At 71.3% G+C, this 26,772-nt stretch carries 22 protein-coding genes; 6 read left to right on the top strand and 16 right to left on the bottom strand.

Annotated elements, in window-relative coordinates; genetic code table 11:
* Positions 1–153 precede the first annotated feature (153 nt).
* A complete protein-coding gene (locus C1703_RS30075) occupies positions 154–5,577 on the top strand; it encodes a DUF3883 domain-containing protein (protein ID WP_114255770.1) in 5,424 nt (1,807 codons plus the stop codon).
* A gap of 578 nt (positions 5,578–6,155) precedes the next feature.
* Here the strand turns inward: C1703_RS30075 and C1703_RS30070 are convergent.
* Positions 6,156–7,484 (bottom strand): class I SAM-dependent RNA methyltransferase, encoded by a 1,329-nt coding sequence (locus C1703_RS30070; RefSeq protein ID WP_114255769.1) that lies wholly within the window; start codon positions 7,482–7,484, stop codon positions 6,156–6,158.
* A 120-nt stretch (positions 7,485–7,604) separates the two neighbouring features.
* Entirely contained in the window at positions 7,605–9,656 is a 2,052-nt protein-coding gene (locus tag C1703_RS30065) for an APC family permease (protein ID WP_114255768.1), read from the bottom strand.
* 323 nt (positions 9,657–9,979) lie between these two features.
* Between C1703_RS30065 and C1703_RS30060 the strand changes: the two genes are divergently transcribed.
* On the top strand, positions 9,980–10,438 hold the full coding sequence (locus C1703_RS30060; RefSeq protein ID WP_114255767.1) for a hypothetical protein: 459 nt from the start codon (positions 9,980–9,982) through the stop codon (positions 10,436–10,438).
* Here C1703_RS30060 and C1703_RS30055 read toward each other — a convergent pair.
* On the bottom strand, positions 10,416–11,351 hold the full coding sequence (locus C1703_RS30055; protein ID WP_114255766.1) for an adenosine kinase: 936 nt from the start codon (positions 11,349–11,351) through the stop codon (positions 10,416–10,418). The genes C1703_RS30060 and C1703_RS30055 overlap by 23 nt on opposite strands.
* 273 nt (positions 11,352–11,624) lie before the next feature.
* Here C1703_RS30055 and C1703_RS30050 point away from each other — a divergent pair, with 273 nt between their 5' ends.
* Both C1703_RS30050 and C1703_RS30045 read left to right on the top strand, forming a co-directional pair.
* Complete coding sequence (locus tag C1703_RS30050; protein ID WP_114255765.1) at positions 11,625–12,296, top strand: TrkA family potassium uptake protein; 672 nt, start codon at positions 11,625–11,627, stop codon at positions 12,294–12,296.
* A complete protein-coding gene (locus tag C1703_RS30045; RefSeq protein WP_114255764.1) occupies positions 12,296–12,973 on the top strand; it encodes a TrkA family potassium uptake protein in 678 nt (225 codons plus the stop codon). Before C1703_RS30050 ends, C1703_RS30045 begins: the two co-directional genes overlap by 1 nt.
* Positions 12,974–13,041: 68 nt before the next feature.
* Here C1703_RS30045 and C1703_RS30040 read toward each other — a convergent pair whose 3' ends face one another.
* The 8 genes from C1703_RS30040 to C1703_RS30005 all read right to left on the bottom strand — a co-directional run bounded on the left by C1703_RS30040 (position 13,042) and on the right by C1703_RS30005 (position 21,000).
* Positions 13,042–13,770, bottom strand: coding sequence for a DUF3159 domain-containing protein (locus tag C1703_RS30040; protein ID WP_114255763.1), 729 nt, complete (start codon positions 13,768–13,770; stop codon positions 13,042–13,044).
* Positions 13,771–13,773: 3 nt separating this feature from the next.
* Positions 13,774–14,172 (bottom strand): OB-fold nucleic acid binding domain-containing protein, encoded by a 399-nt coding sequence (locus tag C1703_RS30035; RefSeq protein ID WP_114255762.1) that lies wholly within the window; start codon positions 14,170–14,172, stop codon positions 13,774–13,776.
* Between the two features lie 147 nt (positions 14,173–14,319).
* Positions 14,320–15,003, bottom strand: a complete 684-nt coding sequence (locus C1703_RS30030; RefSeq protein WP_114255761.1) for a response regulator — start codon at positions 15,001–15,003, stop codon at positions 14,320–14,322.
* A complete protein-coding gene (locus tag C1703_RS30025; protein ID WP_114255760.1) occupies positions 15,000–17,558 on the bottom strand; it encodes a sensor histidine kinase KdpD in 2,559 nt (852 codons plus the stop codon). Before C1703_RS30025 ends, C1703_RS30030 begins: the two co-directional genes overlap by 4 nt.
* Before the next feature lie 132 nt (positions 17,559–17,690).
* Positions 17,691–18,866, bottom strand: a complete 1,176-nt coding sequence (locus C1703_RS30020; protein ID WP_114255759.1) for an alginate lyase family protein — start codon at positions 18,864–18,866, stop codon at positions 17,691–17,693.
* A gap of 157 nt (positions 18,867–19,023) precedes the next feature.
* A complete protein-coding gene (locus C1703_RS30015; RefSeq protein WP_114255758.1) occupies positions 19,024–19,776 on the bottom strand; it encodes a DUF3710 domain-containing protein in 753 nt (250 codons plus the stop codon).
* Position 19,777: 1 nt separating this feature from the next.
* Positions 19,778–20,347, bottom strand: a complete 570-nt coding sequence (dut, locus tag C1703_RS30010; RefSeq protein WP_114255757.1) for a dUTP diphosphatase — start codon at positions 20,345–20,347, stop codon at positions 19,778–19,780.
* Between the two features lie 68 nt (positions 20,348–20,415).
* Positions 20,416–21,000 carry a PaaI family thioesterase gene (locus C1703_RS30005; RefSeq protein WP_114255756.1) on the bottom strand — a complete coding sequence of 195 codons (585 nt, stop codon included), beginning with the start codon at positions 20,998–21,000 and terminating at the stop codon, positions 20,416–20,418.
* A gap of 58 nt (positions 21,001–21,058) precedes the next feature.
* Between C1703_RS30005 and C1703_RS30000 the strand changes: the two genes are divergently transcribed.
* Complete coding sequence (locus C1703_RS30000; protein WP_114255755.1) at positions 21,059–21,517, top strand: DUF3093 domain-containing protein; 459 nt, start codon at positions 21,059–21,061, stop codon at positions 21,515–21,517.
* A 68-nt stretch (positions 21,518–21,585) separates the two neighbouring features.
* On the opposite strand, the gene C1703_RS29995 is transcribed toward C1703_RS30000, so the two are convergent.
* From C1703_RS29995 to C1703_RS29980, 4 genes are all read right to left on the bottom strand, one after another.
* The gene (locus C1703_RS29995) at positions 21,586–22,584 is read right to left on the bottom strand and encodes a hypothetical protein (protein ID WP_114255754.1); all 999 of its coding nucleotides are present in this window, start codon (positions 22,582–22,584) and stop codon (positions 21,586–21,588) included.
* Positions 22,585–22,597: 13 nt separating this feature from the next.
* Positions 22,598–22,894 carry a DUF4193 domain-containing protein gene (locus C1703_RS29990; protein WP_003993510.1) on the bottom strand — a complete coding sequence of 99 codons (297 nt, stop codon included), beginning with the start codon at positions 22,892–22,894 and terminating at the stop codon, positions 22,598–22,600.
* Positions 22,895–23,299: 405 nt separating this feature from the next.
* A complete protein-coding gene (locus C1703_RS29985) occupies positions 23,300–24,532 on the bottom strand; it encodes a HAMP domain-containing sensor histidine kinase (protein ID WP_114255753.1) in 1,233 nt (410 codons plus the stop codon).
* A 6-nt stretch (positions 24,533–24,538) separates the two neighbouring features.
* A complete protein-coding gene (locus C1703_RS29980; protein WP_003993508.1) occupies positions 24,539–25,192 on the bottom strand; it encodes a response regulator transcription factor in 654 nt (217 codons plus the stop codon).
* 445 nt (positions 25,193–25,637) lie between these two features.
* On the opposite strand from C1703_RS29980, the gene C1703_RS39380 reads away from it, so the two are divergent.
* Positions 25,638–25,811, top strand: coding sequence for a hypothetical protein (locus C1703_RS39380; RefSeq protein ID WP_010035018.1), 174 nt, complete (start codon positions 25,638–25,640; stop codon positions 25,809–25,811).
* Positions 25,812–25,956: 145 nt separating this feature from the next.
* On the opposite strand, the gene C1703_RS29975 is transcribed toward C1703_RS39380, so the two are convergent.
* A complete protein-coding gene (locus C1703_RS29975) occupies positions 25,957–26,772 on the bottom strand; it encodes an inositol monophosphatase family protein (RefSeq protein ID WP_114255752.1) in 816 nt (271 codons plus the stop codon).

Below are 26,772 nucleotides of genomic sequence, written 5' to 3'. Positions count from 1 at the left end.
GGCAGATGGAGAGATAAGCATCAATGAGCCCGTTCGACGGTGGACCAAATGTCAAGCTCAGCTCCGAGCCACGCTCCACAGGGTGGTCCTCGCGCCCCCCGATGTCAGTGCGGCGGGATACCGTCCTCATCACGCTGAGGTGAGGGGAGAACCATGGCGAGGAACGCCCGGGCCGAGCAGCTGCGGGAGTACGGCCGGTCCGTGCTGGAGGGGGCCCGGTCGGAGCAAGTCCTGCGCATGGCACGGCAGGTGAACGCCGCGTCGTACACGAGCGCGCGGGAGTACGCGGGCCGCTCGCTCTTCGAGTTGCTGCAGAACGGCTACGACGCGCATCCGAGGGACCGCCGTGACGGACGGGTCCACGTCCTGCTGGACGAGGCGGAGGGCGATTGGGGGACGTTGTACGTCGCCAACGGCGGCACACCCTTCACCTGGCGGAACATCGAACGGATCTGCGAGCTCGCGCAAAGCTCGAAGGAGGTCGGCGAGGGCATCGGCAACAAGGGCGTCGGGTTCCGCAGCATCCTGTTGATCAGCGACGCGCCCGAGATCTACAGCGCGGACCCCGACAGCCCGATCGGCCCAGAACTGGACGGGTACTGCTTCCGCTTCGCGCAGAGGGCCGACGTGGAGGAGTTCCTCGCCGGTGAGGACAACGCCCACGAAGTGGCCGCCAAGTATCCCCCGCTCCAGGCACCCCTGCCGCTGGACGATGTGCCTGCGACCTGCCGGCAGTTCGCCGCGCAGGGGTATGTGACCGTCGTCCGGCTGCCCCTGCTGAGCGAGGCCGCCCGGGCCGAGGTCCGGCTGCGGATGCGCGAGCTCGCGGGGGCGAAGGTACCCGTGATGCTGTTCCTCGACCGGCTCGTCGGCCTGACGCTGGAACGGCGGGCCACCGGTGGCGAGGCGGGCGTGCCGGACGACGACCACGAGGCGCACGAGCGGCACGAGCTTTCCCGCTCCGAGGAGCCGTTCGCGGTGGCGCGGGACGGTGCCGGGCACGAATTTCCCGTCTCCTTCGCGACCGTGCGCCTGGGCCCGTCCGACACTTTTCTCGTCGCCCGGGGCACCGTGGAGAAGGAACGGCTGAACAGCACGCTCGCCGAGGCCGTCGGTTCCGGGCTCCTCGACGACACGTGGCAGGAGTGGAAGCGGTCCGCCGTCGTCGAGGTCGCGCTCCCGCTGCCCGCGACGCGCCGACCGCGACGCGGGCAGATCTACACGTTCCTGCCGATGGGCGAGGACCAGGCCGCGCCGTTCCCGGGGCACGTGAACGCCCCATTCTTCACCAAGTTCGACCGCACCGGCCTTCCCCCCGACAACCCCCTCAACGTGCTGCTGCTCGACGCGGTCGCCGAAACCTGTCTGGCGGCCGCCGCGCAACTGCGTACCGTGCCCGATCCGGCCATGCGGCAACTGGCCGTGGACCTGGTGAGCTGGGAGAATGAGAAGGGCTCGCCAGGGCGGCTCCGCGCGGCGGCCTTGCAGGTGCACGGGAGCGAACTCGCCGACGTACCGCTCGTGCCCGTCCTCGCCGCCGACGGCGCCCCACCGGAGGCGTGCTGGGCCCCGCCCCGCGACGCGGTCCTGTGGCCGGACCTCAACCTGACCGTCCTCACGGCACACCGCGCGCACAAGGCGGGGATCGTGGTGGCGGACCCCGAGACCGGTGGCGACCGGCTGAAACGGCTGGCCACCCTGTGCAAGGCCCTCGGGTGCCCGTGGGAGCCGGGCCCGGAGATCCTCGCCGAGTACGTGGAACGGATCGCCCGGGGCCTTCCCCTTCCCGGGCCCGGTGAATCCCCCGAGCAGTGGAGCGCGCTGTACGAGGACCTGGCCGCCCTCTTCGCGGACAACGGGCACGTCCTGCACGGCAGGCAGTTGCTGCTCGCGGAGGACTGCACACGGCAGCACACCAACCGTCCCCCCGGCAGGACAGGTACGGGCACGAGTACACGTGCACGGGGCAAGCCGGGCGGTCAGGGTGCCCGTCGCGAGGCGTTCTTCCAGCCGGTGCATACGGAAACGAACCAGACCGAGGCCCCCTCCGTTCCCGCCCCGCTCCGCAAGCGGTTGTTCTACCTGCACCCGGGGCTGGTCTGGAAGGACCGCGGCGAGCACACGCGCGGGCGGGGCGCCCGTGCCTTCCTCGAGGAGGAAGGGCTCGTCCGGCCGTACGACACAAAGGGCTTGCTGGACCACGTACGGCAGGCGCTCGGCGTGAGCACCGATCTCCGGCTGCGGCTCCAGACCCTGCGGTTCGTCTTCCGGCTGTGGCAGCCGCGGCGTTCGCTGGGCGGGATGGAGATCTCCTCGCTCGGACTGTACGTACCGTCGGCGGACGGCCGGCTGATCAAGGCGAGCGACGCCGTCTTCGGCCGGGGCTGGGGCCGCGCGTCCGCCGGTGATGACCTGGCGGCGGTGGTCGCCGCCGGGCAGGACGTGTCGAAGAGCCTCAAGGCGATCGCCGGGCGCCTCCTCGCCGCGCCCGAGGAGTTCGCCAAGCGGAGCGAGACCGAGGAGTGGCGGGCGTTCCTGCTGGAGGCCGGGGTGGCCGACGGGCTGGTCCCGGTCAGGTCCCCCGACGCCTTGGGCTGGGTAGAGCAAGGCCAGGAGCTCAGCGCTCGGCGGCTGGTCCGCATGGCGAAGGTGTCTGCCGAGGTGCAGGAGCAATGGGAGCCGTACGTCCACTGGCCCGGTGTCTACTACCCCCGGACGCCGTACCGGGGAACCCCCGCCTGGCGGCTCCCCGGCCAGGACGTCGTCGGACGCCTCGGGCAGGAGGCCCGGCTGGCGTACGCACGGCTTGTCCTGCATGGCCTGGCCAGCTGGGAGGACGCGAGGTTCGCCAGCGTCTGGACCAGTGCCGGCAGCCAAAGTTCCCCGGACAGGGAACGGGTCCCGACCCCGCTCGGCGCCTTCGTCCGGGAGCAGCCGTGGCTCCCGGTGCGGGGCCGCGACCGGGCCGTCCGGTTCGTCCGGCCGGCCGATGCCTGGCACTGCCCGCCCGGACTGGAGGAGGAGCCCTCGTACGCGCCGACCGTCGACCATCGGCTGCGCCACCTTCTGGAACGCGGGAAGGCGGGCGACCGCCTACGGGAAATGCGGCTGCCGACCTGGGACGACCCCCGGGACAGCGCCCGCCTCGTCGCCGCGCTGGGACGGCTTGCGGCGGAGGGCGCGCTGGGGGCCGAGGACCGGCCCGCCGCGCAGCGCGCCAACGAACGCGCCTGGAGGCACCTCGTACGGCGTCCCCGTCCCGAACTGCCCAAGGGCGCCAGTCTGCTGGCTGAGTCCGGGGACCGGCTGATCAGCGTACCGCTGTCCGCCCTGGACGGCGGGGAGAGCGATGACGACGGTGATGCCCGGACCGTGCTCTGCGTCAGCGGTGAACGTGACAGTCTGACGGCCCTGCTGGTACGGGAGATGGCGCGCCCCCTGCTCATCCTTCCCGGTGTCGCGGCGGAGGCCGCCGCGCTGCTGGCGGCCAGACACCCCGCGGGCGTCCGGCACACCGACGACCTGAAGTTCACGGTGACCGTGGACGGCGCACAGGTGAATGCCGCTGCCATGGGAGAGCCACTGGTCCAGCAGTTGCCCTGGATCACGCTGGCTGTGGGCGTTCTCTGCGACCACCTGGCGCGCGGCCCCCGGGCGAGCGAGGTCGAACTGAGCGAACTGACGTCCCTGATCCGGGGCATACGGCTGCACCGATACCGCTCCTGGGACATCGAGCTCGACGGCCGGCCCGTGACGTTGCCTGGCCGCCTCGGCGGAGTGCTACCACTACCCGATCCGAAGCATCCGCTGGTACTCGCCCCGGCAGGCGAGCCGGGCTGGCCGGAGACCGCCCGCCTCGTGGTGGCCGTCGCCGAGCTGCTGGGACGGCGGGAGTTCGGCGACCGGCTGCGCCTCGCCGCCCACCAGCTCGCCTCCCGCCACGCCGACCTGCTCGACCCGGGCCACGAGGATCTCGCCGACGCCCTGGAAGTCACGGTCCGCCAGGTCGAGGAGACGAGCCGCCGGATCGACGGCGCCATCGGCGCGGTCCTGGAACGCTGCCGACCCTTCCTCGTCCACCTGCTCGGCACGGAGACGGCGAACTCGCTGATCCTGCCGCCGCCCGGTGACACCCGGGAGTTCCAGGCCCACCTCGAGGAGTACGCCGCCGAGCTCCCGGTCCCCGTATCCGAGTTCATCGCCAGAGCCCGCGCGGCCCGCGGTACGGACGAACTGCGGCGCGACCTGGGCATCGGATTCGCCGAGCTGAACGACACCCTGCGCGCGATGAGCCCGCCCTTGGACCCGGTCAGCCACGCCGCCGAGCATGAAGAGGCGCTCCGCACTTACCTGGACCTGCGCAAGAAGGACCTCGTCGACCGGCTGCGCTGGGCGGCGCTGGAGGACTTCGACGCGCGCCGTCCGATGCCTGACTGGCCCTCGGTCAGGGCCCTGGACTGGATCACCGCGCCGGAGGCATGGGAGTACACCGTGGACACGGCCGACACGGGGCTCCTGGAGGCGCATGTGGAGGAGCAGCTGGCGCTGCGCCTGAGCCGCCCGGTGCCGTTGCCCCGGTCGGGCGAACGCCTGCCCGCCCCCGACCAGGTACGCGGCGCGAACCTCCGTACGATCACCGGCCTGGCCGCCGAACTCGCGGTCCTGGTCAGGGCGGCCGGACACCCGTTGCCAGCGGCCCTGACCGGAGGCGAGCCAGCTGAGGAGGTCACCGCGCGGCTGGAAGCTGCGGGGGCGCTGGACTTCCGGCCTCTGTCCCCCGCCGACGTCGTCGGCTGGCTGGCGGCCCTCGGCCAGTGGCCCGACGGGATGGCGGTGGCGACGGATCCCGAACGGCACGGGCTGTCCGAGGCCGACCTGGAGCGGGTGCGCAACGCAGCGGAGCACGAGCGCCGCGAACGGGAGCGCAAACGGCGGTCGATCTCCTTTTGCGGCCGCGACTTCGAGGTGTCCTCCGGCGACTTCACTGCCCTCACCCGCGAACTCGACCGTGTCCTGCAGAGCGGCTCGGCGCCGGGCATCACTGCCGCCGGGCCGTTCCGCTTCACGGATCCCCGTCCCCAAACCGGGCGCACTCAGGCGACCGGTCGCACGCGTGGGCGGCGGTACGGGGGAGGCATGGACAGCGGGCTGACCACGGCCCAGCGGGAGGCGATCGGGTACGTGGGCGAGTGGTATGCCTACCAGTGGCTGTGTGGGCGCTACCCGGACCGCATGGACGAGACCTGCTGGGTGTCGAGTAACCGTCGCAAAGCCTTCCCCAGCCCGTCCGGTGACGACGGCCTCGGCTTCGACTTCCGGGTCGGCTCCGGCAGCCGGCCCTACCTGTACGAGGTGAAGGCGACCGCGGGCGAAGGCGGCCGCTTCGAGCTAGGAGAGAGCGAGGTCCGCGCGGCCCGCCAGCACGCGGGCAACGACCGCTGGCGCCTCCTGGTGGTCACCCACGCCCTCACCCCGCACAAGGTTGCCATCCAGATGCTCCCCAACCCTTACGGAAAGCGCGGCCGGGGCCGCTACCGAGAGGAGGGCGGGGCACTGCGCTTCTCGTACCTGCTGTGACCTTGACGTTCAAGTCCAGCGCGAGCCAATCGTCAAGTTCAACGAGCCCTTGCACGGTTGGCGGTGAGGCGTCGGCCCTGATGCTTGATCATGGTCGGCTGGTGGGGAACTCGACACATGTGATGATCATCAGTAACCGGCGGATCACGGGCCTAGGCATCACGAGCCGCTCCTCCATGTCTTTGAGCGCGGCGACGATCGGATGAGGAGAAGCGGCGCGGGAACCGGAACTACCGAGGCGTCGCCCGCCGGGCTTCCGGCTCCGCGAGTCGGGGTGTTATCCCTGTGCGAGGTATAGCTTCCACCCACTTATCCGGAAGCGGACCTTCGCAGGTCATAGCGTTAGCTGGTCTCTTCCGGGACCTCTGATCAGCACGACTCAGTAGGTCTGCGCTCCGCGTCGCCTGCCCTCGGCGCCCCATCGCGCTCGCCACCTTGGCAGGGTCTGACCTGCCCGACAAAGCGCCTGACACCCCATCAGGACGAGCGTCAAATGAGCGTCACGAGCGTCATTTCAGCGTCAAGATATCGCCCGTAACGCCCACACCGCACATAATGCGCACGCACAAAACCGCAGGTCAGGAGCCCTTCGCGGCCGGTTCGAGGATCGCGACACACTCGACGTGGTGGGTCATCGGAAACAGATCGAACGCCCGCAACGTCCGCACCCGATACCCCCCGTCCCGGAAGTACCCGAGATCCCGCGCCAGCGCAGCGGGATCGCACGCCACATACGCGATCCGCCGCGCCCCCAGCGACGACAGATGCTCCACCGTCTTCCGGCCCGCCCCGGCCCGCGGCGGGTCCAGGACGATCAGGTCGACCTCCGTGATGCCCGTCCGCGGCAGCACGCTCTCGACCTTGCCCTGCTCGATGCGGACACGGTCGAAGTCGGCGAGGTTGTGGCGGGCGTCCTCCACCGCGCGCTTGCCGGACTCGATGCCGAGGACCGCGCCCTTGTCGCCGACGCGGTCGGCGAGCGCGCCCGCGAAGAGGCCGACGCCGCAGTACAGGTCGAGGGCCATGTCACCCTTGCGCGGCAGCAGGCCCTGCATGACGGCCGTCACCAACGTGTCCGCCGCCTTCGGGTGGACCTGCCAGAAGCCGCCGCCCCCCACGCGGTGGGTCCGGCCGTCCGCGCGCTCGCGGACGAAGGGGCGGCCGTGGACGCGGTGGACGCCGCCGGAGCGCTCGTCGACGCGCAGGACGGACACCGGCCGGTCCAGTTCGACCAGCGGCAGGCGCGCGCCCGGCTTCGGCGTGAGGATCACCTGCCGGTCCTGCGAGCCCGTCGCCGCGATCGCCTCGACGGAGTCCATGCCGGTCCAGTCGCGCTTCTCGATGCCCAGCTCGCTGACGCCCTCCGCGGCGATCATGCAGTGGTCGATCGGCTCCACCTCGTGCGAGCGGTGCCGGCGCAGACCGGCCCGGCCGTCGGCCGTGACGGCGTACTGGACGCGGGTCCGCCAGGCCGGGACCTGCCCCGCGGGCACCTTGTCGCCCTCGGCGGGCAGGACCGTGCCGTCCCAGCCGGCCTCCTCCGGGGTGAGCCCGGCGAGCCGCTGGAGCTGCTCGGCGATGACGTCGGCCTTCAGGCGCCGCTGCGCTCCCGGCTTGGCGTGCTGCCAGTCGCAGCCGCCGCAGCGGCCCGGCCCGGCGTAGGGGCAGGGCTCGTCGATCCGGTCCTTGGAGGCGTCGAGCACCCGTACCGCGTCGGCCCGCAGGAACCGCGCGCCCTCCTCGCCCTCGGTCACCCGCGCCACGACCCGCTCACCCGGCAGGGCGTGCCGGACGAACAGCACCTGGCCCTCGGACGTACGGGCGATGCAGTGGCCGCCGTGGGCGACGGGGCCGACCTCGACCTCGTACTCCTCCCCCACCAGCGACTTCCTCGGTTCTGCCTGCATGGCGGGGTGACTCCAAAATACGAGAGGGCGACGGGCCGTACGGAAAACGGCCGGACAACAGCCCACCAGTCTACGTGGCTGCCGCCCGGCCGTTTCACGACCGTTTCACAAGGCCCCGGGTCAGGACTTGGGGTCCGAGGACTCCCGGGTCCGCTCCTGCGCGGGCCCCCGCCGCACCGACCCCGGCGCGTTCCACTCCTGCTGCCTGCGGGCCCGCCGCTTGGCCGCCTCGGAGGACTGCAGCTGGTACGGCACGGAGGTCACCATGATCCCCGGCGTGAACAGCAGCCGGCCCTTCAGGCGCAGGGCGCTCTGGTTGTGCAGCAGGTGCTCGTACCAGTGGCCGACGACGTACTCGGGGATGATCACGGACACCGCGTCCCGCGGCGACTCCTTGCGCAGGCTCTTGACGTACTCGATGATCGGCCGCGTGATCTCGCGGTAGGGCGAGTCGAGGACCTTCAGCGGTACGTCGATGCCGCGGCGCTCCCACTCCTCGCGCAGCGCCTTGGTCTCGGCCGGGTCGACGTTGACGCTGACCGCCTCCAGCGTGTCCGAGCGCATCAGCTTGGCGTAGGCCAGGGCGCGCAGCGTGGGGCGGTGGATCTTGGAGATCAGGACGACGGAGTGGACGCGGGAGGGCCGTACGCTGTCGTCGCTCGGGCCCTCGGGGGCGGCGATCTCCTCGGCGACCCGGTCGTAGTGCTTACGGATGGCCGTCATCGTCGCGTAGAAGATCACCATGCCGAGCAGGGCGACCCAGGCGCCGTGCGTGAACTTGGTGACGAGGACGACGACCAGCACGAGCCCGGTGAAGAAAGCGCCGAAGGCGTTGATGGCGCGCGAGCGGATCATGCGGCGGCGCTTGGCCTGGTCCTGCTCGGTGGCCAGGTGGCGGTTCCAGTGCCGGACCATGCCGGTCTGGCTGAGCGTGAACGACACGAACACGCCGACGATGTACAGCTGGATCAGGCGGGTGGAGTCCGCGCCGTAGATCCACACCAGCAGTCCGGCGGCGCCCGCGAGGAGCACGATGCCGTTGGAGAAGGCCAGCCGGTCGCCGCGGGTGTGCAGCTGGCGCGGCAGGTAGCGGTCCTGGGCGAGGATCGAGCCGAGCAGCGGGAAGCCGTTGTAGGCCGTGTTGGCGGCGAGGAACAGCACCAGCGCGGTGGCCGCGGCCAGCACGATGAACAGGAAGCTGCCCTTGCCGAAGACGGCCTCGGCGACCTGGGAGATCACCGGGTTCTGCACGTAGTCCGCGCCGAGCGGGACGCCGTTGTGGAAGAGGTCGCGGGCCGGGTTCTCGGCCATGCGGACGTCGGTGGCGGCGGCCAGCGCGATGATGCCGCAGAACATGGTGACGGCCAGCAGGCCCATCATCGCGAGGGTGGTCGCGGCGTTCTTGGACTTGGGCTTGCGGAAGGCCGGGACGCCGTTGGAGATCGCCTCGACGCCGGTGAGGGCGGCGCAGCCGGAGGAGAAGGCGCGCAGCAGCAGGAAGACCAGGGCGAAGCCGGCCAGGCCCTGGTGCTCGGGCTTGATGACGTAGTCCGCGGTGGGTGCCCGCATGGTGTCGTCCAGGACCAGTCCGCGGAAGGCGCCCCAGGCGATCATCGTGAAGACGCCCGCGACGAAGACGTACGTCGGGATGGCGAAGAGGGAACCCGACTCCTTCACGCCGCGCAGGTTCATCAGCGTCAGCAGCACGATCACGCCGATCGCGCAGAGGACCTTGTGCTCGACCACGAAGGGGATCGCGGAGCCCAGGTTCTCGATGCCGGAGGAGATCGACACCGCGACGGTGAGGACGTAGTCGACGAGTAGCGCGCTGGCGACCGTCAGGCCCGCCTTGGGGCCGAGGTTGGTGTTGGCCACCTCGTAGTCGCCGCCGCCGCTGGGGTAGGCGTGCACGTTCTGCCGGTAGGAGGCCACCACGGTGAACATCAGCACGACGACCGCGACCGCGATCCACGGACTGAAGTGGTAGGCCGTCACGCCCGCGATCGACAGGACCAGCAGGACCTCGCCGGGCGCGTACGCCACGGAGGACAGCGGGTCGGAGGCGAAGACGGGGAGTGCGATGCGCTTCGGCAGGAGAGTCTCCCCCAGCCGGTCACTGCGCAGTGCGCGCCCGATCAGGATCCGTTTGGGCACGTCGGTCAGTTTGGACACAACAGAGGATCGTAAGCGTTCGATTGCGGGGCCGCCCACCCGCCACCCCTCATCGGCGTTCCCTCTGCTCTCCGAGTGAATTCAGGGGCTGGTGCGGCTGCGGATTCCGCAGGTCAGGCCACTTCCATGCCTATATGACTAAGCCTGTCCCCGACCTGGCCGTCACCGCCCCCAGGAGGCCCCATGCACGCGCCCGCGGAACTCATCGGCGCCGCAGCCACACTCATCGTCCTCGGAATCCTCACCTTGGCGAGCGTGCGCAGCATCGGCCGACGCAAGGACGTGTCGCCGGAGGCACGATAGGAGTACGAGGAGGATGGGCCATGAACAAGCACCACCGCCGATTCTCATCCGTACTCATCGCCACGGTCGCGGTCGCGGGTCTCGCGCTGACGACGGCGTGCGGCGGTGACGACGAGAGCACACCCGCGCCGAAGGGCGAGACCACCACGGCCGCATCACCCGAAGCGAACGAGCCGGAGCCGCAGGGCCGGAGCGAACGGGACGATCTCGTCCGCTTCGAGCTGGAGGACCGTTCCCAGGCGGGCATCAACAACATCTGGGTGGTCTGGACGATCAAGAACAACAGCAGCGAGAAATCCACCTACTCGTGGGACTGGGAAGCGGTCGACGCCCAAGGCACCCGGGTGGCGAACAGCTCTCAGCTGGAGACCGACGTCCAGCCGGGACAGACCGCCACCGGTGAATTTCCCACGACGCTGAAGACCACGGAGGGCATCAAGCTCAACATCACCAGCTTCAACCGCACGGCCGGCTTCTGACCGAGACCCTTTCCAGCTCCGCCACCCCGGCGCGCAGTTCCTCCCGCCCGATGCTCTCGGCCCGGGTCGACGGCACCGTGCAGGCGTAGGCCCCGGCCACTGCGCCGTGCAGGGCGCAGCGGTGGGGTGGTTCGCCGTTCAGCCAGGCGTGGAGGAACGCGGCGGCGAAGGCGTCGCCCGCGCCGTTGCTGTCGACGACCGGGGACGGCGGCTCGGCCGCGGGGACGTGGGTCAGGGCGCCGTCCGCCAGCAGGTACGCCCCGTCCGCCCCGGCCGTGGCCACGACCGCCCGGGCCCGGCCCCGCTCGGCGATCCGCCGCATGGTCCGCTCCGGGTCGGCCAGTGCCGTGGAGGACAGGAAGACCAGGTCGGCCTGGTGGGCGAAGGGTTCGTGGTAGGGGTCGGCCCCGTCCCAGTCGTGCAGGTCGGTGGAGATCGTGACGCCCGCCTCGCGCAGGATCGGCAGCGCGTGCGCGCACGGCTGGGTGATGACGACGTGGGCGTGCCGGCTCACGGCCGCGAGGGCGCGCAGCGTGGCCTCGGGCAGCCGGTCCGTCTCCGCCGAGCGCGTCGCGTCGTACAGGGAGAGGCGCCTGCCGTCGGGGCCGACCAGGTTGACCGCGCGCTTGGTGCCGAGCGGCTGCGGGACGGCGGTGAGCGCGATGCCGCGGTCCCGGTGCAGCGCGCGGACGAGGTCGCCCTCGGGGTCGTCGCCGAGCATGTCGATGTGGTGCGTGCGCAGGCCCAGCGCGCTCGTCCCGAGGGCGACGAAGTCCCCGCTCTGGCCCGCGCGCGTGACGATCCCGGGCCGGATCATGTGGCTGTCGGCGAACGGCACGGGCAGTTCGGGCACGTGCACGATCGTGTCCACGCCCGCGCCGCCCAGCACGAGCACGTCGATGTCGGTCCGCATGACAGACTCCTCCCCCGCCGAAGTCCTGCCGGAAGCCCTGGCCGAAGCCCCGGCAGGGCCCCCGGCAACCCCCTCGGCTTTGCCGATACGTTGGAGTCGGGCAGTGGAACGCGGCACCGGCCCCGGAAGGCATCATGGCGTGATTTCCCCCGGCATGATGTTGACCGGCGGCCCGCGTTCAGGCCGCGACGTGTTGCCTGGCGAGCCGAAAGAGAGACATGAGTACGACGTTCATGAAGGTCAGAGGGCCTGCAGGAAGCGCGGTGTGACGCGATGCATATTGTCATCATGGGTTGCGGAAGGGTGGGTTCCGCCCTGGCCCAGAACCTGGAGCAGCAGGGCCACACGGTCGCCGTGGTCGACCAGGACCCCACCGCCTTCCGCCGCTTGGGGTCCTCCTTCGGCGGCCGCCGCGTCACCGGGGTCGGCTTCGACCAGGACACCCTGAGGGAGGCCGGCATCGAGGAGGCCGGCGCCTTCGCCGCCGTCTCCAGCGGTGACAACTCCAACATCATCGCCGCGCGCGTGGCCCGCGAGATGTTCGGCATCGAGAACGTCGCCGCCCGCATCTACGACCCCCGCCGCGCCGAGGTCTACCAGCGCCTGGGCATCCCCACCGTCGCCACCGTCCGCTGGACGGCCGACCAGATGCTGCGCCGGCTGCTCCCCTCCGGCGCCGAGCCGCTGTGGCGCGACCCCACCGGCGGTGTCCAGCTCGCCGAGGTGCACGCCTCCACCGCCTGGGTCGGCCACAAGATCAGCCGGATCCAGGAGGAGACGGGCGTGCGCGTGGCGTTCCTGACCCGGCTCGGCGAGGCGGTCCTGCCCACCTCGCAGACGGTGTTGCAGGAGGGCGACCTGGTGCACGTGATGATGCGCACCGACGAGGTCGACACGGTCGAGGCGGCGTTCGCCAAGGGTCCCGAAGAGGAGGGCGGTCACTGATGAGGGTCGCCATTGCCGGTGCCGGCGCGGTCGGCCGCTCGATCGCGGGCGAGCTGCTGGAGAACGGCCACGAGGTCCTGCTGATCGACAAGGCGCCCACCGCCATCTCGGTCGAGCGCGTCCCGCAGGCCGAGTGGCTGCTCGCCGACGCCTGCGAGATCACGTCCCTGGACGAGGCGGCGCTGCAGCGCTGCAACGTCGTCATCGCCGCGACCGGCGACGACAAGGTGAACCTGGTCGTATCCCTGCTGGCCAAGACGGAGTACGGGGTTCCGCGCGTCGTCGCCCGGGTGAACAACCCGAAGAACGAGTGGCTCTTCAACGAGTCCTGGGGCGTGGACGTCGCCGTCTCCACCCCGCGCCTGATGTCGGCCCTGGTCGAGGAGGCGGTGAGCGTGGGCGACCTCGTCCGCCTGCTCCGCTTCAGCCACGGCGACGCCAACCTCGTCGAGCTGACCCTGCCGGAGGAGTCGGCCCTGGCCGGCACGCGGGTCGGGGACGTGGAGTGGCCGGAGGACACGTCCCTGGTCACGATCATCCGCGGTACGCGCGTTCTGACGCCCTCCCGGGAGGACTCCCTGGAGGCGGGAGACGAGCTGCTCTTCGTGGCCGCGCAGGCCCGCGAGGAGCAGTTGGAGGACCTGCTGTCGGTGCGGCGGGACAGCGCGAAGAGCTGAGCGGGCCCCGCGGTCATGCGGAAGGGGCGTCCCGGCTTCCCGGGACGCCCCTTCCGCGCTTCACGTACCTACTCGGCGGACCGGGCCGCGGCCTGCCGCTCCCTCTCCTCGGCGGCCTTCTCCTCCGCCTCCATCTCCGCGAACACGTCGATCGGCGCGGGCGCCTTCGCCAGGAAGACCCAGGTCAGCCACACCGCGAGCAGGAAGGGCGGGATCTTCAGGGCGACCAGAACCCAGCCCAGCTGCGTGGTGTCGGCCCACCAGTACAGCGGGAAGAGGATCGCGCACTTGGCGAGCAGGATCGCGCCCCAGGCGTAACTGGCCTTGGTGTACGCCTTCTTGCGGCCCGGGTTCCGCGTGCGCCAGGAGAGGTTCTCCTTGAACACCGGCCCGAGGATCAGCCCGATCAGCGGGACCCCCGCCATGGCCGTGATCACGTACGCGAGTCCGAGGCCCAGCGTGTAGAGCATGCCGGGCAGGTAGAAGTCCTTGGCGTTGCCGGTCATCATCGCGAAGACGACACCGAAGGCCACGCCGAAGACACCGCTGAAGGCGTGCTTGACGGTGTCCCTCATCACCAGCCGGACCACGACCAGCACCAGCGACACGGCCAGCGCCGCGATCGCCGACAGGTGCAGGTCCTTGTTGATCGTGTAGATGGTGACGAAGAGCAGGCCGGGCACCACCGTCTCGACCATGCCCCGCACGCCGCCGAACGCCTCGAACAGGGCGGCCTCGGTCACCGCCCGGGCGTCGTCCGCAGAATTCTCTTCGGTCGGCTTGTCGAGCGACGTCACCGGCTACTCCCGTCCCAGGGGTCTCAGTTCGTACTTGGGATTGAACAGCACCCGGCGGCCCCGGCTCATCGAGACCCGGCCGGATGCGATCAGCTTGCGTCCCGGCTCTATGCCCACGATGGAGCGCCGGCCGAGCCAGACCACGTCCAGCGCCGCGGATCCGTCGAACAGCTCGGCCTCCAGGGCAGGGACTCCGGCGCGCGGTCGCAGGGTGACCGTGCGCAAGGTACCAGTAACCGTCACTATCTGGCGGTCCTGGCAGTCTCCGATCCGGATACAGCCGGTGGTCTCGGAGTCCTCCCGCAGTTCCTCGGACTCCAGGTCCTCCTGCGACGAGGAGAGCCGGTCGAGCATGCGCCGGAACCGGCCCGCCGGCTTCTGCGAACGAGGAACAGCACTCATATCTGAAGCGTACCGGGGCCCGCCGACATCTCCGTAGCCCTGGGGCAAGGCCCCTACTTCTCGAACCGGTACCCCATCCCCGGCTCCGTGATGCCGCACCCCCCGGGGCCAACCCCCGGATCCCCGGTCGCCAACCGCCGGCGCAGCTCACCTCTCGAACCGGTACCCCATCCCCGGCTCCGTGATGAAGTGCTTCGGGTGCGAAGGGTCCGCCTCCAGCTTCCGACGCAGCTGCGCCATGTACACGCGCAGATAGTTCGTCTCGGTCCCGTACGACGGCCCCCAGACCTCCTGCAGCAGCTGCTTCTGCCCGACCAGCCGGCCGCTGTTGCGCACGAGAACCTCCAGCAGGTGCCACTCGGTGGGCGTCAGCCGGACGTCCTTCCCGGCGCGCTGCACCTTCTTCGCGGCCAGGTCGACGGTGAACTCGTCGGTCTCCACGATCACGTCGTCCTCACCGCCCCCGGCCGGCTCGGCCCGGCGCACGGCGGCCCGCAGCCGGGCCAGCAGCTCGTCCATGCCGAACGGCTTGGTGACGTAGTCGTCGGCGCCCGCGTCCAGCGCCTCGACCTTCTCGTCGGAGGAGTGCCGGGCGGACAGCACCAGGATCGGCACCCGCGTCCAGCCGCGCAGCCCCCTGATCACCTCGACGCCGTCCATGTCGGGCAGCCCGAGGTCGAGGACGACCACGTCCGGGTGGCGGGCGGCGGCGAGCCGCAGGGCGGTGGCACCGTCGTGGGCCGCGTCGACCTCGTACGTGCGTGCCTTGAGGTTGATCACGAGGGCGCGCACGATCTGCGGCTCGTCGTCGACCACCAGGACGCGGGTCATGAGGCCTGCCTTTCCGGTTCTGCCAGGGGTTCTTCCGCGGGGAGCCGAGGCTCCGGGCGCGTTCCCGCCGCGCGGAGCGTGAGGACCATGGTGAGCCCGCCGCCGGGCGTGTCCTCGGCGTTCAGGGTGCCGCCCATGGCCTCGGCGAAGCCGCGCGCCACCGCGAGCCCGAGGCCCACCCCGGCGCCGCGCGGGGCGTCACCGTGGCGCTGGAAGGGTTCGAATATGCGGTCCTTGGCCTCGTCGGGGACGCCCGGCCCCCGGTCGACCACCCGCACCTCGACCCGGTCGCCGAGCGCGCTGGCCGCGACCAGCACGGACGCGTCGGGCGGACTGTACTTGACGGCGTTCTCGACGAGGTTGGCCATCGCCCGCTCCAGCAGCCCGGGATCGACGTCGACCATGGGCAGGGTCTCCGGCACGTCCAGGACGACGTTGCCCTCGGGTACGCCGCCGAGCGCCATCGGCGCCACCTCGTCGAGGTCGATCTCGCGGATCAGCGGGGTGACCGTGCCGGTCTGGAGGCGGGACATGTCGAGCAGGTTGCCGACGAGGTGGTCGAGCCGGTCGGCACCCTCCTCGATGCCCTCCAGCAGTTCCGCCCGGTCCTCCTCGGACCACTCGACGTCCTCGGAGCGCAGGGAGGACACCGCCGCCTTGATCCCGGCGAGCGGGGTGCGCAGGTCGTGGCTGACGGCGGCCAGCAGCGCCGTGCGGATGCGGTTGCCCTCGGCGAGCGCGCGGGCCCGGTCGGCCTCCTCCCGGAGCCGGCGGCGGTCCAGGACGACGGCGGCCTGGGCGGCGAAGGCGGCCAGCACGCGGCGGTCCTCGGCGGGCAGGACGCGCCCGGTCAGCGCGAGCGCCATGTGGTCGCCGACCGGCACGTCGACGTCCGCCTGGTCGGGCCGCTCCACGGGGCGCCCCTGACCCACCCGGCCGGCGCAGGTCCACGGCTCGACGTCGCCGGCCCGTTCCAGCAGGGCCGCCGACTCCATGCCGAAGGTCTCCCGGACCCGTTCCAGCAGCTCCTCCAGGCCGGTCTCGCCGCGCAGCACGTTGCCCGCGAGGAACGACAGGATCTCCGACTCGGCCCGCAGCCGGGCCGCCTGGTGGGTGCGGCGGGCGGCGAGGTCGACGACGGAGGCCACCGCCGCGCCGACGGCCACGAAGATCACGATGGCGACGATGTTCTTGGGGTCGGCGATGGTCCACCGGTGCAGGGGCGGTGTGTAGAAGTAGTTCAGCAGCAGGGAGCCGACCGCGGCCGAGGCCAGGGCGGGCAGCAGCCCGCCGAGCAGGGCCGCCGCCACCGTCAGCGCCAGGAACAGCAGCATGTCGTTGGCGAGGCCGAGGTCGACGGCGCTCAGCAGCGCCGCCAGGGCGGGCGGACCGGCGACACCGGCGATCCACCCCCACACCCGCCGGGAGCGTCCGAGGCGCGCGCCCCGGGCCACCGGCAGCCCGCGGCCCTTGGCGACCTCGCCGTGGGTGACGATGTGCACGTCGAGGTCGGGCCCGGACTCCCGGGCGACCGTCGCGCCGACGCCGGGCCCGAAGACGTACTGCCAGGTCTTGCGGCGCGAGGAGCCCAGCACGATCTGGGTGGCGTTCACGCCCCGGGCGAAGGCGAGCAGCGCGGCCGGTATGTCGTCGCCGACGACGTGGTGGAACGTTCCGCCAAGGTCCTCGACCAGGGTTCGCTGCATCGCCAGTTCCTTGGGCGAGGCCGAGGTCAGCCCGTCGCTGCGGGCTATGTAGACGGCCAGCACCTCGCCGCCGGCGCCCTTCTCGGCCAGCCGCGCGGCCCGGCGGATGAGCGTGCGCCCCTCGGGGCCGCCGGTCAGCCCGACCACGATCCGCTCGCGCGAGCCCCAGATCGCCGACACCCGGTGGTCGCTGCGGTAGCGCGTGAGGTAGGCGTCGACCCGGTCGGCCACCCACAGCAGCGCCAGCTCGCGCAGCGCGGTCAGGTTGCCGGGTCGGAAGTAGTTCGACAGCGCGGCGTCGACCTTGTCGGGCCGGTAGATGTTGCCGTGCGCCATCCGCCGCCGCAGCGCCTCGGGCGACATGTCGACCAGCTCGATCTGGTCGGCCCGCCGCACCACCTCGTCCGGCACGGTCTCCTGCTGCCGTACGCCGGTGATCGACTCGACGATGTCGCCGAGGGACTCCAGGTGCTGGATGTTGACGGTGGAGATCACGTCGACACCGGCCGCGAGCAGTTCCTCCACGTCCTGCCAGCGCTTGGCGTTGCGGGAGCCCGGGACGTTCGTGTGGGCGAGTTCGTCCACCAGGGCGACCTGGGGGCGGCGGGCGAGGACGGCGTCCAGGTCCATCTCGGTGAACGTGCCGCCCCGGTGGTCGATCTCCCGGCGCGGCACCTGCTCCAGTCCGCGCAGCATCACCTCGGTGCGGGGCCGGCCGTGGTGCTCGACGAAGGCCACCACGCAGTCCGTGCCCCGCTCGACGCGACGGTGCGCCTCGGACAGCATCGCGTACGTCTTGCCGACGCCCGGTGCCGCACCGAGGTAGATCCGAAGCTTGCCGCGTCCCATGGCCTCATTGTCTTCCGGTCTGCCGTTCACGCAGCGTCGACCTTACGGCGGGCCGGCACGGCACGGGGGCGCCGGGCACGGCGGCGGGCCCGTCTTTGACGGAACCCTGACGCGCCCGGGCCGGTCAGGGCGTCACGCGGGGTTGTCGCCGTGGGTGAGGGTCTCCCAGGCGACGAAGAGGTGGTTGGAGCCGGCGGGGCGGCCGCGCGTCGTCAGCGTCTCGGTGTGGGTCATGGCGTGTCCGAGGCGGTTGGCGAGGGCGTTGTGGCCCACCTCGGGTATCGGGCCGAGCCCGAGCTTGAGGGAGCCGCCGCACAGCCAGCTCGGGGCCGCGGTGCCCAGCTCGTACTTGGCGTGGAGGCCGAGGCCGTGCCGCAGCCGCTCCCCGACGTCGGTGCCGTAGAGGTCCTGGCCCTGGATCCGGCTGGTCTCGGCGACGTGCGAGATGGCCGAGAGGCCGTAGCCGGTGTGCGTGAAGTCGCGGCAGGTCTCCTGGCTGAGCCCGTTGACGAAGGTCGACTGCCCCTGCCAGTACGTGACGATCTTGTCCCGGGTGTCGAGGTGCTGGCCGGGGACGGTCTTCGGCAGCGGGCCGTCCGACTCCAGGTAGACGTAGGCGGCGGTCCGGGTGCGGAACTTCGCCATGGCCTTGTCGTACGAAGCCTTGTCCTCCAGGAAGACGGAGATGCCGACGGCGGCCTCCATCATCGACAGCTCCCAGTTGCCGTTGGAGTGGGAGCCGTTGATGATCTCGGGCAGGTAGACGGTGCGGAGCATGGTGGCGAAGCGGCCGGAGTTCGCCCAGGTCCCGGTGTACGTGTACTTGATGATCTCGGCGGCCCTGGGCCAGGAGGAGCCGGCCCAGCCGGTCTGCAGGGGCGCGTTGCTGTTGGTGTGGTCCCGGATCACGGCGGACCAGGCGTCCATCAGCTCGATCGCCTTGCGCGCGTGCCGTTCGTCGCGCGTGACGTACCAGGCGAGGGCGTGGGTGTAGGCCGCGATCGCGTCCTCGCGTTCGTCGGTGCAGCCGTGGTTGGGGTTGGAGTACGAGCCGCATTCGACGACCGCCCGGGGCCTGGGCGTGCGGCTCAGGTCGGCGTACTTGCTCGCCGTCATCCGGTCGAAGGCACCCTTCCAGGGCTGGGCGCCGGCGTTGACCTGGGAACGGGTGAAGTCCAACTGGCTCTTGGAGACGGTGACTCCGGGGTGGACGAAGGTGGCGGGGGCGCTGGGAGCGGCGTCCGCCGGGCGGGCGAGGACACCGGCGAGGAGGGCGGCCGAGGCCGCGAGGAGAGCGGTTCTGCGCATGCGAGGGGCCTTCCGTTCTGGTATGTGAACGTGAAGCGCCTTTATGAACAGACGCGTTGGTCGGAGAAGGTAGGTACAGACCAATGCGCCGTCAAGGCTCCGCGCACGCGAAAGGGCCGCACCCCCGGCGGGATGCGGCCCTGGTGTCTTCTCCGCCTCAGCGGACCTCGGTGATCTCCGGTCCGCGCTGGAGCTGGCCCATTCCGCCCGCGAAACGGGAGCCCTCCTCCTGCTGGACGCCCTCGGGGACCATCTGGGCGTCGTTCGGCAGCTTCAGGACGATCGGGTCGCGGGGCGCCATCGGGCCCTCGCCGCGGACCACGACCGTGTCCCGGAAGATCTGCTCCAGCAGCCCGGCGGCCTGCGGCTGCACCGCGCCCTGGCCCGAGATGACCCCGCGCAGGAACCAGCGGGGGCCGTCCACACCGACGAACCGCACGACCTGGAAGCCGCCGGTGCCGTCCGGCAGCTGCACCGGCACCTGGGCCCGCAGCTCCCAGCCCAGCGGCCCCTCGACCTCGTCGACGATGCCGCCCTGCTGGGTGATGCCGGTCGCGATCTCCTCGCGCACCTCGCCCCAGATGCCCTCACGCTTGGGCGCGGCGAAGCCCTGCAGCTGGATGGCGCTGTCCCGCAGCACGACCGTCGCCGCCACGATCGCGTCACCCGCGACCTCGACCCGCAGCTCCATGCCGTCGACGCCCGGCACGAACAGGCCTCCCAGGTCCACCCGGCCCTCGGCGGGGTCACGGACCTCGGAGCTGTCCCACGGCCCGTCGGGGCGCGGCGCCGGCTCGAGCCTCAGGCGCTCGCCCTCGTCGCCCGCCTCACTGTCGACACCGTCGACGACCTGCTCGGCCTCGCCGGCCGCGTCCTCGGCGGCATCCCTCTTCTTGCGACGTCCGAACACGTCACTGTCCTTCCCGGTCGGATACGACCGAAGCGTATCGATTCCCACCCGTCCGACCGCCGATGGCGGCCTGACCGCTTGTGCCGCTCGTCCCGTCCACCACGGCATGGCCTCCGGTGGACCCGAAGCCCCCCTCGGCCCGCGCGGAGTCGGGAAGCTCCGCCACCTCCTGGAAGCGGACCCTCTCGACCTGCTGGACGACCAGTTGGGCAATCCGGTCGAAGCGCTCGAACCGCACGGCCTTGCGCGGGTCGAGATTCACCACGATCACCTTGATCTCCCCACGGTACCCGGCATCAACCGTCCCCGGGGCATTCACCAGGGCGACGCCGCAGCGGGCGGCCAGGCCGGATCGCGGGTGCACGAAGGCCGCGTACCCCTCCGGCAGTGCCACAGACACTCCCGTGGGCAGCACGGCCCGCTCGCCCGGCGCCAGTTCGCACGCCTCGGTGGTGCGCAGATCGGCACCCGCGTCCCCGGGGTGCGCGTACGACGGCAGGGGTACGTCCGGATCGACGCGCCGGATCAGCACGTCCACCGGCTGACGGCTCGCGGGGCTCGTGGGAGTCATGGGACTTTCCGGGCTCGCGGGGCTTGTGGAACTGATGGGACCGGCCGGGCCGGTGCGGCCTTCCGGGCTCACGGGTTCACCTCGAAGGCACGGGCGCGGCGGACCTGGTCCGGGTCGCTCATGGCCGCCTGGATCTCCTCCGGTCGGCCGTGGTCGACGAAGTGGTCGACCTTCACCTCGACGAAGAGCGCGTCGGCGCGCACGGCGACGGGTCCGTCGGGGCCGCCGACGCGTCCGGTGGCCGTGGAGTAGATCTTCCGCCCGGCCACCGCCGTCACCTCCGCCTCCAGGTGGAGCGTGGTGCCGACGGGCACGGGCCGTACGAAGTCGGTCTCCAGCCGCCCGGTCACGGCGATCGTGCGCAGCAGCCAGTTGAGCGAGCCGAGGGTCTCGTCCAGGGCGCTGGTGAGCACGCCGCCGTGCGCGAGGCCCGGGGCGCCCTGGTGGGCGGGCTGCACGGTGAACTCGGCGGTGAGGGACACGCCCTCGCCGGCGCGCGCCTCCAGGTGCAGCCCGTGCGGCTGGTCGCCGCCACAGCCGAAGCACTGGCCGTAGTGCGCGCCGAGGAGCTCACCGGGCGCCGGAGCGTCCGGATGCCGCACCGGTCGCACGGCGTCGGCCGGAGGCTGAAGAGCTGCGGAAGTACGACTCACAGCCGGAGACCTTACCCGCGCGTCGGCCCCTTCCGGACACCGTGTCAAGCTTGGCTCCATGCAGCTCTCCGCCGCCCCGTACGAAGAACGCCTCACCGCCCCGCGGACCTGGTGGCTGATCTCGTTCCTCGTCGGGGTCTCCATGGCCCTGGTCCTGCTCCCGTTCGGCACGCTGCCGATGCTCGGGGGCCTCGCCGGGGGCACCGCGGTCGCGGCCGTCGCCGCGAGTTCGTACGGCTCGGTCCGCATCCGCGTCGTGGGCGACTCCCTGATCGCGGGCGAGGCGAAGATCCCGGTGGCGGCGCTGGGCGAGGCGGAGGTGCTGGACGCGGAGGAGACCCGCGCCTGGCGCACGTACAAGGCCGACCCGCGCGCCTTCATGCTGCTGCGCGCCTACATCCCCACGGCCCTGCGCGTGGAGGTAACGGACCCGGAGGACCCCACTCCGTACCTGTACCTGTCCACGCGCGAGCCGGAGCGCCTGGCCGAGGCGCTGCGGGCGGCGAAGTCGGCCTAGGGCCTGTCGTTCGGATCAGGCCCTGGCACACCCGCCCGGGAGGTCACCCGGCAGAAGGACGGCGGGTCTCAGGGCCCGCCGTCGCGTTTGTCGTCCTGTGCCCCGTCGCGCTTCTCGTCGTGTTCCGCGTCGCGCTTGTCGTCCGCGCGGTGCCCCAGGGGGTCGTGCGTGATCTCGCCCATCTCCAGGGCGTCCGCCGGGCGTTCCAGGGCGGGGAGCGACTCCAGGGCCTCCCAGGGCACCTGGATCTTGCGCAGGTCCTCGCGGATCCGGGCGGCGAGCTTTCTCGTCTCGCTGCGGTTCATGGCCGCGCCCACGGCGGCTCCGACCAGGAACGGCATGAGATTGGGCATGTTGCGGAGCATCCGCTTCATGATCCGCTGGCGCAGTTCGCGCTTCATGCGGCTGTTCAGCGCCGTGCTGAACGTCGACGGCTTGGTCGCGTCGATCCCGCGTTCCCCCGACCACGAGTCGAGGTAGGCGGTGCTGCGCTGCTTGAGGTTGCCGGGCGGTCGTACGCCGTAGACCTCGTGGAGTTCGGCGATCAGCTTCAGCTCGATCGCCGCGACGCCGGTGACCTCGGCGGCCAGTTCCGTGGGCATCGCGGGGGGCACGGGAAGCATCGCCGCCGCGCCGACACCGGCTCCGACCGTCGCCGTCGCCTTCGCCGCGCCCGCGACGAGCCTGTCCGCGAGCTCTTCGGGCCCGAGGCCCGGGAACTGCCCGCGCAGGGTCGCCAGGTCCCGTACGGGGACCCGGGGTGCCATGTCGATGATCCGGTCGGCGAGGTACGCGAGCCCCGCACGGGCCCGCTCGCCGCCCTTGCGGGCTCCTTCCCTCGCCCGCTCCCGGATCGCCCCCGCACGTCGCCTGGCGACGGGTGCGGGGACGTCCACGGACGCCGGGAGGTCACCCCGGTCCGCGGCCGGTTCGAGCGAGGCCGCCCCCGTATCGGTGGAGCCTCGCCCGTCGTCACGCGCGCCGTGCTGCGGGCCGTCGTCGATCGGCCCTTCGTCCGCTTTCCGCTTGGAGAAGCGGCGCTTCCAGGGAGGGGTCGAGCCAGTCACGGCCGACCCGTCCTCAGTCGCAGTCGCGGCAGATCGGCTGACCGTTCTTCTCCCGGGCCAGCTGGCTGCGGTGGTGCACCAGGAAGCAGCTCATGCAGGTGAACTCGTCCTGCTGCTTCGGGAGCACCCGGACGGCCAGTTCCTCGTTCGAGAGGTCTGCTCCGGGCAGTTCGAGGCCCTCTGCGGCCTCGAACTCGTCGACGTCCACGGCGGAGGCCGACTTGTCGTTCCGCCGAGCCTTCAGCTCTTCGAGGCTGTCCGAGTCGACGTCATCGTCGGTCTTGCGTGGAGTGTCGTAATCGGTTGCCATGTCGCTCTCCCCCTCTGGGTGTCTGCGGTGTCTCCAGCGCACGTAACGCGTGAGAGGCCGGACTTGTGCCCGACCTGAGGCGGAGATTTTGCCTCACATCAAGGTCTGTTACTCAATCGACACCCAACCGGACTCCTCACGAGTGATCGGCTTGGATGGCGATGGGGACCGTACACGGTCCTAATGCCGCACTTCAAAGGCGTCTCACCGTGTACTTCCCGTGATCAAGACCCCCGAAAACCGGGATTTTCCCGGCTTTCCGGCAGGAGGCATGATCACGGAGAGTAGATGGCCGGAAAGGCGCCCCTGTGATCGATCACACACGGGGCACGTACGACGATGTCTCGGAAATTCCGCGTAAAGCGAACATCTTCGAGTGCCCGCAAGGTGATCGGCGCCATGATCTCAGATGGGCAGGGTGACCCGCATCACGAGCCCACCCCCTTCGCGCGGCTGGGCGTAGATGTGCCCGCCGTGGGCCCGGGCCACCGACCGGACGATGGACAGACCGAGCCCGACGCCCTTGTCGCTGCCCGTCCGCTCGGTGCGCAGCCGCCGGAACGGCTCGAAGAGGTTGTCGATCTCGTACGCCGGCACGACCGGGCCCGTGTTGGAGACGACCAGGACCGCCTGGCCGTGCTGGACGTCGGTGGTGACCTCGACCCAGCCGTCCTCGGGCACGTTGTAGCGCACGGCGTTCTGCAGCAGGTTCAGGGCGATCCGCTCCAGCAGCACGCCGTTGCCCTGGACGACCGCGGGCTTCTGCTCGCCGCGGATGCGCACGCCCTTGGCCTCGGCCTCGCCGTGCACCTGGTCGATGGCCTGTGAGGCGACCTCGGCGAGATCCACCGGCCCCCGCTCGACGATCTGGTTGTCGCTGCGGGCGAGCAGCAGCAGGCCCTCGACGAGCTGCTCGCTGCGCTCGTTGGTGGCCAGCAGGGTCTTGCCGAGCTGCTGGAGCTCCACGGGCGCGTTCGGGTCGGACAGGTGCACTTCCAGGAGCGTGCGGTTGATCGCCAGGGGCGTTCTCAGCTCGTGCGAGGCGTTGCCGACGAAGCGCTGCTGGGCGGTGAAGGCGCGCTGCAGCCGCTCCAGCATGTCGTCGAAGGTGTCCGCCAGCTCCTTCAGCTCGTCGTCCGGGCCGTCCAGCTCGATCCGGCGGGACAGGTCCGAGCCCGCCACCGTGCGTGCCGTGCGGGTGATCCGGCCCAGCGGGGACAGGACGCGGCCGGCCATGGCGTAGCCGAAGGCGAAGGCGATGACCGCCAGGCCCAGCAGCGCCAGGAGCGAGCGGCTGAGCAGGTTGTCCAGGGCGTGCTGGCGCTGGTCGTTCACGCACTGGTTCATGGCGTTGTTGAACTCGGCGGGCGAGGCCTGGTCCGGAAGGTTGCAGATGTCGCTGGTGACCTTGCCCTCGACGATCTTGAACGGCAGGTCGCTGCCGACGTTCAGTGCCTGCGCGGCGAGCAGATAGATGATCGACAGCAGCAGGATGCCGGCGATCAGGAACATGCCGCCGTAGAGCAGCGTGAGCCTTATGCGGATGGTCGGGCGCAGCCACGGGAAGGGCGGCACGGGCCTCCTGGGGTCCCAGGTGGGCTTGGGAGGCGCCTGCGGGGGCGCGGGAGTCGCTGCCACGGGGGATCAGATCCGGTAGCCGGAGCCGGGCACCGTGACGATGACGGGCGGCTCGCCCAGCTTGCGGCGCAGGGTCATGACCGTGACGCGCACGACGTTCGTGAACGGGTCGGTGTTCTCGTCCCAGGCCTTCTCCAGCAGCTGCTCCGCGGAGACGACGGCGCCCTCGCTGCGCATCAGCACCTCGAGGACCGCGAACTCCTTGGGCGCGAGCTGGACCTCCTTGCCGTCGCGGAACACCTCGCGGCGGTTGGGGTCCAGCTTGATCCCGGCACGCTCCAGGACGGGCGGCAGGGGCACGCTGGTCCGCCGGCCGAGGGCGCGCACGCGGGCGATGAGCTCGCTGAACGCGAAGGGCTTGGGCAGGTAGTCGTCGGCGCCGATCTCCAGGCCCTCCACCCGGTCGCTGACGTCACCGGAGGCCGTGAGCATCAGCACGCGCGTGGGCATGCCGAGTTCGACGATCTTGCGGCAGACGTCGTCGCCGTGCACGAGCGGGAGGTCGCGGTCGAGGACGACCACGTCGTAGTCGTTGACGCCGATGCGCTCCAGGGCGGCCGCACCGTCGTACACGACGTCGACGGCCATGGCCTCCCGGCGCAGTCCGGTGGCCACCGCATCGGCGAGCAGTTGCTCGTCCTCGACGACGAGTACGCGCACGTCCCTAGTCCTTCCTCATGTCCACCCGCGTAGTGCCTTACCGGGCGCACGCGGGCAGGGGTTTTCGGTGGTGTCGGTGTGTTGCCCTCCATCCTGCCCTTTTCGGCCGTAAGTCGGCGGTAAGGCAGGTGAGCGGACGGTGGCGGGCAGGACGGTGCGGGCGGGGAACGGCGGCCGGAGCGGGAATACGAGATTTTCTCCTCCGGTTAGGTTTCCTCGGAAGGGAGCTTGGGGAGGACGGCTTTACATCCCACGATCACGCTCTGCCGGTACCGCACCACCATGCGGTGCGCATCAATCCGCTTTTCCGCAGGGCGGGCGTGGGTGTCCGGCACCGTCGCCGCCCAGCAGAGCGGCGCTGGGCATCCACATCAGACGTGATCGTCCCTTCCGAACGGCACACCCCCGTGCCATCGACCCACGACCCAGGACGAGGGGGCGCAGCATGGACGCATTCACCGCAGGACTTCTGCAGCGCATAAGGGCGACCGAGTCCGATCTGTCCCGGGCTCGCGACGAGGGCGACGACTTCCTCGTCGAGGTGGAGCAGGGCGAGCTCGACGACCTGCGCCGCCTCGCCGCCGAGCACGGTGTGGAGGTCGGCGCGACGAGCGTCTGATCAGGCCGTACGCGGCGGGCCCCGGCGAATCCAGCGCCGGGGCCCGCTGCCTTGTCCTACGGCGGTGTTCACGCGGTGTTCGGAGTGCCGGCGGCCGTTGTTCGCCGGGCGGCGCGGGGCTGCCGCCGCCCGGCGTGGGCCGGCCTCAGTCGTGCCAGGCGCCGAAGTCCTCCAGGAGGCGCTGGAGGGGCTCGAAGACGCCCGGGGAGGCCGCTACCGCGAGGTCGCCCGAGGGGCGCTCTCCGGGGCGTCCACCGGTCAGCGCGCCCGCCTCCCGGGCGATCAGGTCTCCGGCGGCGAGGTCCCAGGGGTGCAGGCCGCGCTCGTAGTAGCCGTCGAGGCGTCCCGCGGCCACGTCGCACAGGTCGACCGCGGCCGAGCCGCCGCGCCGGATGTCACGCAGCAGCGGGATCAGCCGCTGGGCGACTTCGGCCTGGTGGGTGCGGACGCCGGTGACGTAGTTGAAGCCCGTCGAGACCAGCGCCTGGTCCAGGGGCGGCGCGGGGCGGCAGGCCAGCCGGCGCTCGCCGTCCCAGGCTCCGGTGGCCCAGGCACCGCCGCCGCGCACCGCGTGGAACGTCTCGCCGCGCATCGGTGCCGTGACGACTCCGACGACGGTCTCGCCGTCCTGCTCGGCGGCGACGGAGACGGCCCAGGTGGGCAGCCCGTACAGGTAGTTGACCGTGCCGTCGAGCGGGTCGATCACCCAGCGGACGCCGCTCGTGCCCTCGGTGGCGGCGCCCTCCTCGCCGAGGATGCCGTCGTCCGGGCGGCGCTCGGCGATCAGGCCCGTGATGAGCTTCTCCGCCGCGATGTCCATCTCCGTGACGACGTCGATCGGGCTGGACTTGGTCGCGGCGACCGCGAGGTCGGCCGGGCGGCCGTCCCGCAGCAGCGCGCCGGCGCGGCGGGCGGCCTCCTGGGCGAGGTCGAGCAGGTCCGTGTGCAGGGGGTCGGTCAC

It is taken from the genome of Streptomyces sp. Go-475 (assembly GCF_003330845.1).
Lineage (GTDB): Bacteria > Actinomycetota > Actinomycetes > Streptomycetales > Streptomycetaceae > Streptomyces.
Note: the sequence above shows the minus strand (reverse complement) of the source record. Positions and strands in the feature narration are given on the sequence as shown.

Bases quoted from the DNA above. Each gene is read 5' to 3' on its own strand.
- C1703_RS30020 (WP_114255759.1), bottom strand. From the start codon at position 18,866: ATGCGCAGAACCGCTCTCCTCGCGGCCTCGGCCGCCCTCCTCGCCGGT.
- C1703_RS30025 (WP_114255760.1), bottom strand. From the start codon at position 17,558: ATGGGACGCGGCAAGCTTCGGATCTACCTCGGTGCGGCACCGGGCGTC.
- C1703_RS30075 (WP_114255770.1), top strand. From the start codon at position 154: ATGGCGAGGAACGCCCGGGCCGAGCAGCTGCGGGAGTACGGCCGGTCC.
- C1703_RS30000 (WP_114255755.1), top strand. From the start codon at position 21,059: ATGCAGCTCTCCGCCGCCCCGTACGAAGAACGCCTCACCGCCCCGCGG.
- C1703_RS29990 (WP_003993510.1), bottom strand. From the start codon at position 22,894: ATGGCAACCGATTACGACACTCCACGCAAGACCGACGATGACGTCGAC.
- C1703_RS30055 (WP_114255766.1), bottom strand. From the start codon at position 11,351: ATGCGGACCGACATCGACGTGCTCGTGCTGGGCGGCGCGGGCGTGGAC.
- C1703_RS30050 (WP_114255765.1), top strand. From the start codon at position 11,625: ATGCATATTGTCATCATGGGTTGCGGAAGGGTGGGTTCCGCCCTGGCC.
- C1703_RS30045 (WP_114255764.1), top strand. From the start codon at position 12,296: ATGAGGGTCGCCATTGCCGGTGCCGGCGCGGTCGGCCGCTCGATCGCG.
- dut (WP_114255757.1), bottom strand. From the start codon at position 20,347: ATGACTCCCACGAGCCCCGCGAGCCGTCAGCCGGTGGACGTGCTGATC.
- C1703_RS39380 (WP_010035018.1), top strand. From the start codon at position 25,638: ATGGACGCATTCACCGCAGGACTTCTGCAGCGCATAAGGGCGACCGAG.
- C1703_RS30070 (WP_114255769.1), bottom strand. From the start codon at position 7,484: ATGCAGGCAGAACCGAGGAAGTCGCTGGTGGGGGAGGAGTACGAGGTC.
- C1703_RS30060 (WP_114255767.1), top strand. From the start codon at position 9,980: ATGAACAAGCACCACCGCCGATTCTCATCCGTACTCATCGCCACGGTC.
- C1703_RS30035 (WP_114255762.1), bottom strand. From the start codon at position 14,172: ATGAGTGCTGTTCCTCGTTCGCAGAAGCCGGCGGGCCGGTTCCGGCGC.
- C1703_RS30030 (WP_114255761.1), bottom strand. From the start codon at position 15,003: ATGACCCGCGTCCTGGTGGTCGACGACGAGCCGCAGATCGTGCGCGCC.